Annotated in this window: 12 protein-coding genes; 8 read left to right on the top strand and 4 right to left on the bottom strand. The window is 64.0% G+C overall.

The genetic code is table 11. The annotated features are described in order from the left end of the window. Positions 1–386: 386 nt before the first annotated feature. A complete protein-coding gene (locus AiwAL_RS18660; RefSeq protein ID WP_235705351.1) occupies positions 387–1,109 on the top strand; it encodes an SIMPL domain-containing protein in 723 nt (240 codons plus the stop codon). Here the strand turns inward: AiwAL_RS18660 and AiwAL_RS18655 are convergent. From AiwAL_RS18655 to AiwAL_RS18640, 4 genes are all read right to left on the bottom strand, one after another. After that, the gene (locus AiwAL_RS18655; RefSeq protein ID WP_235705352.1) at positions 1,066–2,586 is read right to left on the bottom strand and encodes a glycosyltransferase family 1 protein; all 1,521 of its coding nucleotides are present in this window, start codon (positions 2,584–2,586) and stop codon (positions 1,066–1,068) included. The genes AiwAL_RS18660 and AiwAL_RS18655 overlap by 44 nt on opposite strands. Before the next feature lie 167 nt (positions 2,587–2,753). After that, positions 2,754–4,079: an ATP-binding protein gene (locus AiwAL_RS18650; protein ID WP_235705353.1), complete on the bottom strand. Its 1,326-nt coding sequence runs from the start codon at positions 4,077–4,079 to the stop codon at positions 2,754–2,756. Between the two features lie 19 nt (positions 4,080–4,098). After that, the gene (locus tag AiwAL_RS18645; RefSeq protein ID WP_235705354.1) at positions 4,099–4,794 is read right to left on the bottom strand and encodes a response regulator; all 696 of its coding nucleotides are present in this window, start codon (positions 4,792–4,794) and stop codon (positions 4,099–4,101) included. A 7-nt stretch (positions 4,795–4,801) separates the two neighbouring features. After that, a complete protein-coding gene (locus AiwAL_RS18640) occupies positions 4,802–5,320 on the bottom strand; it encodes a MarR family winged helix-turn-helix transcriptional regulator (RefSeq protein ID WP_235705355.1) in 519 nt (172 codons plus the stop codon). A gap of 201 nt (positions 5,321–5,521) precedes the next feature. On the opposite strand from AiwAL_RS18640, the gene AiwAL_RS18635 reads away from it, so the two are divergent. From AiwAL_RS18635 to AiwAL_RS18605, 7 genes are all read left to right on the top strand, one after another. Beyond that, the gene (locus AiwAL_RS18635) at positions 5,522–6,421 is read left to right on the top strand and encodes a branched-chain amino acid aminotransferase (RefSeq protein WP_235705356.1); all 900 of its coding nucleotides are present in this window, start codon (positions 5,522–5,524) and stop codon (positions 6,419–6,421) included. Beyond that, complete coding sequence (locus tag AiwAL_RS18630; protein ID WP_235705357.1) at positions 6,418–6,813, top strand: YidH family protein; 396 nt, start codon at positions 6,418–6,420, stop codon at positions 6,811–6,813. The genes AiwAL_RS18635 and AiwAL_RS18630 overlap by 4 nt, the downstream gene beginning before the upstream one ends. Before the next feature lie 79 nt (positions 6,814–6,892). Beyond that, the gene (locus AiwAL_RS18625) at positions 6,893–8,122 is read left to right on the top strand and encodes a multidrug effflux MFS transporter (RefSeq protein WP_235705358.1); all 1,230 of its coding nucleotides are present in this window, start codon (positions 6,893–6,895) and stop codon (positions 8,120–8,122) included. Positions 8,123–8,142: 20 nt separating this feature from the next. After that, positions 8,143–8,886, top strand: coding sequence for a gamma-glutamyl-gamma-aminobutyrate hydrolase family protein (locus AiwAL_RS18620; RefSeq protein WP_235705359.1), 744 nt, complete (start codon positions 8,143–8,145; stop codon positions 8,884–8,886). 54 nt (positions 8,887–8,940) lie between these two features. Continuing rightward, complete coding sequence (locus tag AiwAL_RS18615; RefSeq protein ID WP_235705360.1) at positions 8,941–9,390, top strand: hypothetical protein; 450 nt, start codon at positions 8,941–8,943, stop codon at positions 9,388–9,390. Positions 9,391–9,400: 10 nt separating this feature from the next. Further along, complete coding sequence (accD, locus tag AiwAL_RS18610; protein WP_235705361.1) at positions 9,401–10,270, top strand: acetyl-CoA carboxylase, carboxyltransferase subunit beta; 870 nt, start codon at positions 9,401–9,403, stop codon at positions 10,268–10,270. Continuing rightward, entirely contained in the window at positions 10,267–11,550 is a 1,284-nt protein-coding gene (locus tag AiwAL_RS18605; RefSeq protein WP_235705362.1) for a folylpolyglutamate synthase/dihydrofolate synthase family protein, read from the top strand. The genes accD and AiwAL_RS18605 overlap by 4 nt, the downstream gene beginning before the upstream one ends. The last annotated feature ends 493 nt before the right edge of the window (positions 11,551–12,043 follow it).

The following is a 12,043-nucleotide window of genomic DNA, read 5'->3' as shown; positions in this document are numbered from 1 at the left end:
TGATCCTTGCCATGCTCCAGCACCATCCGCACCGCGCGTTCGCGGACCTCAGGTGAATATCTGTTCGATGTCTTCCGCTTTTCCATTGCTCCATCCTACTCAAGAGTTGGAGCCTCCAGGATTCCCGGCGCGGTTCAGTCCGCGGCATGGCGGAAAGCACAATCTGCCGCGCTGGAATCCAGTACGGCCTGCCGAAACGCCGCAAAACCGGAAGCTGCCGGTAGATCGACAAGGCCAAAGCGTCCGATCGGGATGTGGGGGGCGAACTCGGAATCCATAGGATCGCCACAATGTGAGGCGAGACGCTCTCTGACAAGGTGCCAGCCGGTCGCATGTCCGCGCGCGGGTGCTGGCGTTGGGATATAAATTCTGAGATTTTGGGAACCATGAAAAAGACAAGTACTCGGATTGCGGTTGGCGCAACCCTTTGGCTGACGGGAGCGTTCATCGCGCATGCGAACCCGACGCCCCACGGCTCTTCGGCAACGACAATCGAACTGGAGGTAACCGGCAGTGCGGATCATGTGCCCGACGCCATGCTCGTCCGGCTTTCGGCCACAGCAAGCGCTCCGACCGCCGCCGATGCGCAACGCCGGATCAACGTGACGATGGCCGAGGCCTTGCGTGAGGCAGTCCGTATCAAGGGGTTGATGGCGACAACAGACGGGTATTCCGTGGTGCCCGACAATGCAAAACATACCGCTTGGCGCGCCCAGCAGGGCCTGACCCTGCGATTCGATGCGGCACCAGACTCAGCTGCGGCCAAGCCGGTACTCGCGCTGATCGGCCGGCTTCAGACCAAAAATATGCTGCTTGAGGGTCTCTCGGGCACGCTGAGCCCAAGTGTCACGCGGCAAACTCGCGATGCGGCGATCGGGGATGCAGTTGCCCAACTGCGGTCGGAAACCGCCGCGGCGGCGAAAGCCCTCGGCGAGCAGCCTGGGCAAATCACCCATCTGCGGCTCAATATCGCGTCGCCGATCCGGCCCTTTATGCGCGCCTTGCCGATGATGGCGGCGGCTGCACCCGCGCCTTCCGCCCAACCGGGGCCGATCCGCCAGGAGGTCAGCCTGTCAGCGACGATACTTCTGGAACCGCCGTCGCGTTGAGCGGCAGGCTCTCGGAGTCGAGCACTGCGATGATCGCCGCGGCGCAATCCCGCCAGCTTGGCGGGCGGAATTCACCGGCGATCCGGCGTTGCAGCGTGGCGACACGCTCGGGGTTAAGGATCAGCCCCGAGATGACGCGATAGGCATCGTTCAGATCGTCGGGATCAAAATAGGCACAGAAATCGCCGCCGGCTTCCGGGATCGAAGCCCGGTTCGACGCCGCAACAGGTTTGCCGAAGCTCAGGCTTTCGGTGACCGGCAATCCCCAGCCTTCGTAAAAGGACGGATATATGGTAAACATGCAGTCGCGATAGAGTGACGCGAGTTCCGCATCGCCGGGTCCCTCGATCAGCCGGAGCTTGCCGCCGAGCCAGTCCGCGTTTTCCGCCTGGGCAATCACGTCATGCGCCATCCAACCCACCCGGCCCGCGAAGACGAGGTCGGGCACCTGAGCTTCGGGCAGGCTGGCGAGAAGCCGGCGCCATAGTCTTAGCATCCCCGCATGATTTTTCCGGGGCTCCAGCGTCGAGACGAACAGAACGAACGGTCTTGGGTGCAGACTCGGAGCATCCACATCTGCTTGACCGGGGAAACTCGCCCCCATCGGCAGTTTGATGGCGCGCGGAATCCGCAATCCTTCCTGCCGGGCGTAACGTGCGACATCGCGTGCCGTCGCGTTCGAGTTGGCAAACACGATATCCGCACGGATCAGCACCTCCCGCGCCCACACCTCGAATCCCTCCGTCGTGCTCTTCACCGACCATTCCGGGAATAGAAGGGGCACCATGTCATGTACGAATGGCGCGAAGCGAACGCCGATCGCGCGCACGCGATCGATTTTCGCGGCATAGGACGGGAACTGCCAAGTCGCGCCGGTCGAGAGCAGAATATCGCCGGGCGCGAACGGCACGGGCCGATCGTTGACCGCATCATTCCGAGTAACTTCTTTAATTTGTTGTATTTTTTTCGGAGCAAACCGGCGCGGACGCATCCAGCGCCAACTATTGGCCACCAAGTCACGCAGGGCACGGGCTGCGTGGAACTGAGCGATGATCGCATGACCGAGAGCGCGTCCCGCATTTCGTTCGGCGATATAGGCTGTTGCGATCGGCCCGCGAAGGTCGAGCGGCAAGCGGCGGGCGGCGCGGCGGAGCGGAGAAACCTCGCTATGCGGTTCGCGACAGCCGGTCGCCACCGATTGGTCCGGCGCCTGCCCCTGAACGTCATGCATCGCGCCGCGAAGCTTTGCCTCGCAGTTCTGCCAGTCCAACTCGGTGAAGCCCGTTTCACCTGGGCCATGGCGGCAAACCCGCACGCGTCCTGCCCCGACCGCTACGAGGGCGCTGGCAAGATCGAGCGACAGGCGCTGAATTCCGCTCGGTCGGTTACCTGCGTAGAAATGACCGATCAGATCATCGACATCGACCCAGATCGTCATATCGCGCAACAATGGATGTCCGGTGTCCGCATGTGGCACGTGAAAGGCGCTCCCGTTTGTCGGCGAATCACATGTCCTTGATTGAATAGCATGAATTCGTTCTAACCAGGGTAACCCATAACGTCCATATCGCGGCCGTTTTAAATCGTGACAAAAACACCATCAATCGCCATCTTGACGTTAACGTTTGCGGTATGTACATATATTCATATTGGAATCGTGATTAAAACACGCAAACCGCCGAGCGGACTGTCGTCGAGCCGGATTTCACCGCCATGCGCCGCGATGATGTCGCGCGAAATCGCGAGACCAAGCCCGGTGCCGCTCGCACTGCCGCTTTCGAACGGTCGGAACATCTGCTCGCGCCGCTCTGGCGGAATGCCCGGCCCGTCATCGTCGATAGCGACACGCACCGTTCGTTCGCCTTCCGGCGCCGCCGCAATGCCGATCTGCCGCGCATGACGGGCCGCGTTGTCCAGCAAATTGGCAAGAGCGCGTCGTATCGCTTCCGGGCGCAGCACGACAGGCGGCAGTTCGGCGATGTCCAGAGTGATCGCCGCGCCGCCGCGCGCCGTACGTGCCGCCACCTCTTCGATCAGCAGGGCGAGATCGGTTTGCTGCGGCTGTTCGGCCCCCTCACCCCTCGCGAAAGCAAGGTAAAGTGAAACCAGCCGTTCCATTTCGTTGATGTCGCTCGCCATGCCGGCGATGTCGCCCACATCCGCCGGCAGCATGGCGATCGCCAGACGCAGCCGCGTCAAAGGCGTCCGTAGATCATGGGAGACGCCTGCAAGCATGGCGGTGCGCTGGGCAAGAAACCGGCGAATCCGATCCTGCATCCGGTTGAACGCGGTGCCGGCGCGGCGCACCTCGGTGGCGCCCTCTGGTCGGATCGGACCGGTATCGCGTCCCATGCCGAATGCCTCGGCGGCAAGTGCGAGGCGGCGGATTCCGCGCACCTGATTACGCAGAAACAGAATCGCCAGCCCGAGCAGAAGCACCGTCGAACCGCCCAGCCAGGCGAAGAAAATATAGAGCGCACCGATATACAGTCGCTTGCGTGGTACATCGACGGTCAGGACCCCGTTCGAAACCTGCACGTCGACACGGACCATGCCGGGCGGGCCGTGCCAGACCAGTGCAAAGGGCCGGCCAAGACCTGCGGTCAAGGCGCGGGCGAGATCGGTATCGACCGGGCCGAGCGCGTGCGGCAGGCGGCGAGGCCTAAGCGTGGCGTCGGGATGGAAGTGAAAGGCGAATTCGAACCGATAGGCGGCATTGGCATAGATCTGTCGGCGCGTCGCCGGATACTGATCCGCCTGATCGAGAACGAAGGCGATCTCGCCCGCGACGCTGCCGGCAAGCCGGCGCGACAGCGTATCCAGGTGGCTGCCGTAGAAAATCTGCAGTGCGACAGCCTCCAGCAATACCAGCGGCAACACCACGATCAGCAGGGTGCGGCCAAACAGGCTGCGGGGCAGGATTTTCCGCAGGGCCCGATCGGGCTCAAGCCCCTTGGGCGCGAGCTTCATTTGACGCTTTCGTGGTTCTTCACGGCCCCGGCTTCAGCACATAGCCTCGGCCGCGCACCGTCTGCAGAAAGCGCGGCTCGCGCGGATCGGTCTCGATCTTGCGGCGCAGCCGCGTTACCTGAACGTCGATGGCGCGTTCCCCGGCTTCGTCCATGCCGAGAATTTCCGCCAGTGCCTCGCGCGAAAGTACTTCGTTGGCGCGAGCGGCAAGCACCGCGAGCAGGCTTGTCTCGCCCCCGGTTAGGCGCATTGGCCCGCGTTCGGTGATCAATTCGCCGCGATTGGGGTCGAAACTGGCACTGCCGAGCAGGATCGGCCCCGCGTTCGCGGGTGGCGAGATAGTGCGGCGCAGCATGGCTCGAATCCGCAGCACCAGTTCACGCGGCTCAAAGGGCTTGCCTAAATAATCATCCGCGCCCGCTTCGAATCCGGCGATGCGATCCTCCGGCGCGCCGCGGGCGGTGAGCAACAGAATAGGCAGGCTGGGCGCCCGGTCGGCACGAAGCGATTCGGTGAGCGAGAGTCCGGATTCGTCGGGCATCATGACGTCGAGCACCAGCATGTCGGGATCGACGATGCGCAAGGTTTCCCGCGCGGCCGCGGCGCTTTCCGCGGTCGTGACACGAAATCCCTGTTCGACCAGGTAGCGCGACATCAGCGTGCGCAGCCGCGCGTCATCGTCCACCAGCAGAATATGCGCGGCAGAGCCGTTCATCACGGCCTCATCGTTTCGCGGTTCGCGCCGCTTCGGCCCGGTCGAGATAGCTCCGGGCCTCGGTCTTCATCATGCCGCGCAGAACCTTGCGAAACCCTTCGACCGCCGGGCCGCCGGCCTCGCGAAACGCAGCGGTCAGGCGTTCGCGCTGCGTTTCGAACAGGCGGCGTTCCAGCGCAACTCCTTCCGGCGTGAGCGAAAGCAGACGCTGGCGGCGATCGACCCGGCCCGGTAGCTGCTGGACATACCCCTGGCGGATCAACGGGCCGAGTACACGCGCCAGGCTCTGCTTAGCAATGCCGAGGATCTGCAGTAACTCGCCCACAGGCAGGCCGGGATTTCGTCCGATGAAATGCAAGGCGCGGTGGTGGGCGCGACCGAACCCCATATCCGCCAGCATGGCATCCGCCGTGGCGACAAGATCGCGGTGGGCAAAGAAGATCATATCCTGAGCCAGACGCAATTCATCCTCGCGGAGGAATAGCAGACCGGCGGAGGGACCGGGTTGAGCGGATTTGTCATGCATGGCACGCTCACCATTACTGTTGTCTGCAGATCGTGATAAGACAGGGAATCTGGCTTTTTGTAAATCATCCTGAGCGAAAGCCGGGATTTGTTACAGATTTGCAATGCCAACCGTGCCTTGGCCGCGTCGGGATGACGATTTAAGGCTGTTTCGCGGTTTTCGCTGGCGAAAACCGCCATGACAAAAGGGGAGAATTCGACGATGAGCCTGGTTCCGTTTGACGACCGCGACGGCATGATCTGGTGGGATGGCGTCATGCGCCCCTGGCGAGACGCCAATCTCCACGTTCTCTCGCACGGGCTGCATTATGCCTCGGCGGTGTTCGAAGGCGAGCGGGCCTATGACGGCAACATTTTCCGCCTGCGCGACCACACCGACCGGCTGATCCAGTCGGGCAAGCTGCTGGGCTTCGAGATTCCGTTCACCGCCGATCAGATCGATGCCGCGTGCAAGGAGGTTCTCGCCGCCAACGGCCTGACCGACGCCTATATCCGCCCGCTCGCGTGGCGCGGTTCCGAACAGCTCGCGGTTTCGGCGCAGCAGACGAAAATCCACCTGGCGATCGCCGCCTGGGCCTGGCCCAACCTGTTCGGCAAGGACCGGATGAAGGGAATCCGGCTTGGAATGGCGGAATGGCGCCGGCCCGATCCGCGCACCGCGCCCACGGCGTCAAAGGCGGCCGGCCTCTACATGATCGGCACGCTCTCGAAACACGCCGCCGAAGCCGCCGGGTTCGACGACGCGCTGATGCTCACCTCCGACGGCCTCGTTGCCGAGGCAACGGGCGCGAACATCTTTTTTGCGATGGACGGGGCACTGCATACGCCGACGCCCGACTGTTTCCTCGACGGGATCACCCGCCGCACCGTGATGGCGCTGGCGCGCGCCCGGCAAATTCCAGTCCATGAACGCCGCATCCTACCGGAGGAAATGGCGCGCGCGACCGAGGTGTTTCTGGCCGGAACCGCCGCCGAGGTTACGCCGGTCCGGCAGATCGGCGATCTGTCGTTCACGCCGGGACAGATCACCGCAACCCTGATCGCCGATTACGACTCACTGGTGCGGATGCCGCCGGAGGAAGTCGCCAAGCGCGCTGCGTGACAGTTCCGCGCTTCTCCGACCACGCGGCAAACGAGCGCACCTTTCTGGCATGGGTGCGCACCGCGATCGCGGTGATGGCGTTCGGCTTCCTGGTCGAGCGGTTTGACATTTTTCTCAAAATTGCCGGCAAATCGCTCGGCAAAAAGGTCGCGATGTCCGGCCAGGTTACAGGTAGCCTGGTTGGACTCGCACTGATTATCGCCGGTGCCTTGATGGTGGCGGCGGCGATGCTTCGCTTCACCCGCAACCGCACCGCCATCAGCGCCGAGGAGACGCATAATGCCGAGGGCGACAAGCTCGATCTGGCCCTGGCCGGGCTGATCGTCGTGCTGGGTTTCGGGCTTGCGGTGTATCTGGGCCTGACGATGCTCAAGGGCTCCGGCCACGGCTGAGATGCCGCCTGTAGGCGGCCCGGCACGCCGGACTGCATTGCGCCGGATGGTCGTTCACCCGACACCGGGGAATCGTTAAATGTCGGGCGTGTCCTCTGCCCCGATCACCGCCGTCGCTACCGCTTCAGCACCCGCCATCCCGGTGCCGTGCCGACTGCCCTTGCTGCTCGGCTTCCTGATCGCGATCGGGCCGGTCTCGGTTGATATGTATCTGCCGGCCTTCCCCGCGATCGCGCACGATTTCCACGATGCGGCAGCACCCGGCCTCACCCTCGCCGCCTATTTCGCCGGGCTCGCGATGGGACAGATGACGCAGGGGCCGTTCTCCGACCGGGTCGGGCGGCGGCTTCCCATCCTGCTCGGGCTCGCTCTCTATATCTTAGCCTCTATCGGCTGTGCGCTGGCCTGGAGCACCGGATCGCTTTCGGCCTTCCGCCTTCTCGCGGCCTTTGGCGGCTCGGCCTCGGTGGTGATCCCGCGCGCCATGGTGCGCGACGTGGCGGACGGGCCGGCGGCCGCGATGCTGTTCTCCAAACTCATGCTCGTGATGGGGGTCGCACCGATCATCGCTCCCATATTGGGCAGCGTCGTCATCACCTTCGGCTCATGGCGCTGGATCTTCGTGCTTGCGGCGATTTATGGCGTGGTCGCCATCGGGTTGGTCTGGCGTCTGCTGCCCGACACGCTGTCCCCCGAGCGGCGCAGTCTGGTCGGCTTCCGCTCGATCCTGATCCGCTACGGCCAGATCACGACCGAGCGCAGCTTTCTCGCCCACGCGCTGACCGGCACCTTCGCGATCGGCGCGCTGTTCGCCTATCTCGCCGGCACGCCGGGCGTGTTCATCGGCGAATTCCGCTGGCAGCCGCTGGAATATGCCGCGCTATTCGGCGCTAATGCGGCGATCTATATCGGGTTCAACCAGTGGAATCCGCATCTGGTCGCCCGTGTCGGGCTGCGGCCGGTTATTACCGTCTCGGTGATTCTGCTGGCCCTGGGCGCTTTAGCGCTAACGATATCGTCCATGCTCGGCGGCGGGGCGGTCGCCATTGTGGCCGCCCTGTTCATCTGCCAGGCGAGTTACGGGTTCGCGCTGCCCAGCACCATGGTCGCCGCATTGTCGCGCCACGCGGCTCATGCCGGGTCTGCCTCGGCGCTGATGGGCACCTGGCAATATGTCGGCGGCGCGATCACCGGGGCGGTGGTCGGCGCTTTCGCCGACGGCACCGCGCGACCGATGGCGATCACCATGCTCGGCTGCGCGCTGTTCGCCTTCGCCGCCGCGGCGTTTCGCCCTCGTTCCGTTGTATAATCGGGTATAGGATGTCTCGTATGATCCAAATAATCGGCATTCCCGCCTGCACTAGAATAATCGCCAACCATCACCAGCACGCGACCCCCGCGCGCTATGGCGAAGCGTTGATCCGCGCCGCCGACGCGATTCCGCTGCTGATCCCGCCGGAGGGCGAGCGCATGATCGCCGTGCTCGACCGCCTGGACGGCATATTGTTCGACGGCAGCCCCAGCAACGTGGCGCCCGCGCGTTACGGCGTCGCCAGGGACGCCACGCCCGATGTGCATGACCCTGATCGCGATGCGACCACCCTGCCACTGATTCAGGAAGCCCTCGCACGCGGCATGCCGATTTTCGGGATTTGCCGGGGCATGCAGGAACTCAATGTGGCCCTCGGCGGCACGCTGCATCAGGAGGTCCACGAGGTTGCCGGACGGACGGATCATCGCGCCGGGACCGGCACCCGCGCCGAGCAGTTCGCGATCAAGCACGAGGTCGCGTTGACCGGCGCGCTCGCGCGGATCGTGAGTGCTGCGACGATCATGGTCAACTCGGTGCATGGTCAGGCGATCGATCGTCTTGCGCCGGGATTGGTCGTCGAGGGCGTCGCACCCGACGGCACGATCGAGGCGGTACGGGTCGAAACCGCAAGCGGCTTCGCGCTCGCCGTGCAATGGCACCCTGAATGGGAGGTGATGGCCTATCCCGACCGGGCGCGCCTGTTCGCGGCCTTCGGGCAGGCCTGTGCGGCGTATCGGCAGGGGCTCGCCCGCGCCGCCTGACTTTCGCGACGAACCGGGCTATATGACGCCAACATCGCATAAGGAGACGTCGCCATGGACGTTCAGACCATCGACAACCAGTATCAGCAATTGCAGAGTCAGGCGCAGCAGACCGTGCAGGAGTTGAAAGACCTCGCCGCCAAATTGCAGACCGCCTCACAGTCCGGCAATCAGGATGCACGCGAATGGCTGCTCGATCTGAAGGAAATCGCACTCGCGATCCAGGCCGAGCAGAATCAGGTAGCCAATCTGCTCCAGGCGTTGCACGGGTTCGTCGCCAACCAGTCCCAGCAGCTCAGCTCGGTGCCGCAGACCCAGCAGCCGCAAATGCAACAACCTTGGGGCGCGCCGCAGCCGCAGGGCTATCCGCAGCAACCCTATCCGCCTTACCCGCAGCAGGGCGGCGGCTTGCTGGGCGGCTTTCTGAATTCGGGTTTCGGCCGCGCGGTCGCGATGGGTGCCGGATTCGGCATCGGCGACGACATCATCAACAGCATTTTCTGATCGCAGCCCGATGAACTGGCTGACTGAGTTCGTCCGCCCGCGCATTCGCACCTTGCTCGGTCGCAAGGAGGCGCCGGACAATCTCTGGCACCAGTGCCCGTCCTGCCAGCAGATGATCTTCCATCGGGAGTTCGAGGCTGCCAGGAAGGTGTGCCCGCATTGCGGCCACCATATGCGCGCGAGCGCTGCCGAGCGCCTGGCCTGGACGTTTGACGAAGGAACGTTCCACAAGATCGATTTACCGAAAGCACCGGCAGATCCGCTGAAGTTTCAGGACAAGAAGCGCTACCCGGACCGTCTGGCCGATACGCGCAAGAAAACCGGAATGGAGGATGCCGTGCTGGTCGCCCATGGTAGCGTCGGTGGCCACAAAGCGGTCGTCGCCGCGATGGATTTCCGCTTCATGGGCGGTTCGATGGGAGCCGCGATGGGCGAGGCGCTGGTGGCGGCGGCACGGCTCGCGGTTCTGCAGCGCGCTGCGTTGATCGTGTTCACCGCATCGGGCGGGGCGCGGATGCAGGAGGGCCCGATCAGCCTGATGCAGATGCCGCGCACCACCATTGCCGTGCAGATGGTCCGCGAGGTGGGCCTGCCCTATATCGTCGTGCTCACCGATCCCACCACCGGCGGCGTTACCGCCTCTTTCGCGATGCTCGGCGACATCCAGATCGCCGAGCCGAACGCATTGATCGGCTTCGCCGGCGCGCGGGTGATCGAGGAAACCATCCGCGAGAAGCTGCCGCCAGGGTTCCAGCGGGCGGAATATCTTCTCGAGCACGGCATGATCGACATGGTGGTGCCGCGCGGCGAACTGACACCCATGATCGGAAGGCTGCTCGGATTGCTGAGGGTCGCGCCGGCGGAGCAGCGCGCGGCGTGACCCGGATCGATGCGCGGCTGGAGCGGCTTCATACCCTCTATCCGCGCCTGATCGACCTGCGCCTGGAGCGGCTGGAACGGTTGCTCGCCGCCCTCGGCAACCCGGAACGCCGCCTGCCGCCCATTATTCATGTGGCCGGCACCAACGGCAAGGGCAGCACCTGCGCCTTCATCCGCGCGATCGCCGAAGCGGCCGGACTCAGGCCGCACGTCTACACCTCGCCGCATCTGGTGCGGTTCAACGAGCGCATCCGCATTGCCGGGGCGCTAGTGGATGATGACGTGCTTGACGCAGCGCTGGCCGAGATCGAACGAGTTAACGATACCGCCCCCATCACTGTGTTCGAGGCAATCACCGCCGCGGCGTTCCTGTTATTTGCAGCGCAGGATGCCGATCTCGCGGTGATCGAGGTAGGGCTCGGGGGCACCTTTGATGCGACCAACGTGATCCCGCCGCCAGTGGCAGCGGGGATCACCGCGATCTCGCTCGATCATCGTGAGTTTCTGGGTGATACAGAAACGGTGATCGCGCGGGAAAAAGCCGGCATCATCAAGCCGGACGTCTACACGGTCACCGGAACCCAGCCGCCCGACATCTTCGCGGTGATCGAGGAAACCGCACGCGGCAAAGGCGCATCACTCGCCGCCCGCGGCCGGGAATGGTTCGTGACCCCCTCCGCACAGAGCTTCGGGTTCGAGGATGCGCGCGGGCGGCTCGATTTGCCGCACCCTTCGCTGGGCGGAGCCCATCAGTTCGACAATGCGGGTATCGCAATCGCATCCCTGCGCGGCAGCGGTATTGCGATCCCGGAAGACGCGTTTGCCACGGGCATGATTCGCGCGGAATGGCCGGCACGATTGCAGCGTCTCGCTTCGCCCTTCGTCGATCTGCTGCCATCGGGCTCGTCGCTCTGGCTCGACGGCGCCCATAATCCAGGCGGTGCCCATGCCATCGCAGGCGTTTTGCGGGACTGGCCGGGGCCGACTCATCTCATCGTCGGGATGAAGCAGTCGAAAGATTGCGCCGAATTCCTGCGCATCGTGATGCCACATGCCGCGAGTATTCAGGCGGTTGCGGAACCGGAACAGCATCTGGCGTTGCCGGTGGACCAGATCGTCGCGGCTTCGGGCGGCATCGCGACCGTCGGCCCGGATGTCGCGACGGCACTGCGGCGCCTCGCCGAAGATGGCGAGGCCAAGCGTGTCATGATCTGCGGCTCGCTCTATCTTGCGGGAGTGATCCTTGCACGAGCCCAAGCATTCGCTTCGGTGTCAGGATAATACCAGAAAGCGATCAGGAAACCCCCGCGAGCCCTACCCAGCGCCGCTTAAGGACACGCTAGTACGGCGGCTAGCTTTACGGCGGCTCTACGTGCGCCGGCTATAGGTCGCGTAGCTCGTCAGGTCGCTCTAGGAGGCGGTCGTCGCGGTAGCATATTAGCGGGCTGCAGCGGAGCCAGTCGGGTACTGGCGCGTCTAGCCCGGCCTAGTGGGCCTTGCTAGCGCGGTCGTGAAGGCGAACGCGTAGGGTATATACGCTTGACCACGGATTGCTTACTTCGTCCTGGTTTCCGTGAGGTGGGCGGCCTGGAAGGTGGGCTTGTACGTGGCGTTAGAGCAGTTGTCACTACTTGTACCCCAAAGGACTAGCGAAAGACCATAATAGGACTGTGGCTTCGCTTACGAACCCGAGCACGTTCCTAGTGAGGGCGTTCTATCTCGCTCGGCGTCTAGTACTGTGCGAACCGGAGCGGTAGAAGCCGCTCCGCGGCGT

The sequence above is a fragment of the Acidiphilium sp. AL genome, assembly GCF_025499445.1.
In the GTDB taxonomy this organism is placed as follows: domain Bacteria; phylum Pseudomonadota; class Alphaproteobacteria; order Acetobacterales; family Acetobacteraceae; genus Acidiphilium; species Acidiphilium iwatense.
Note: the sequence above shows the minus strand (reverse complement) of the source record. Positions and strands in the feature narration are given on the sequence as shown.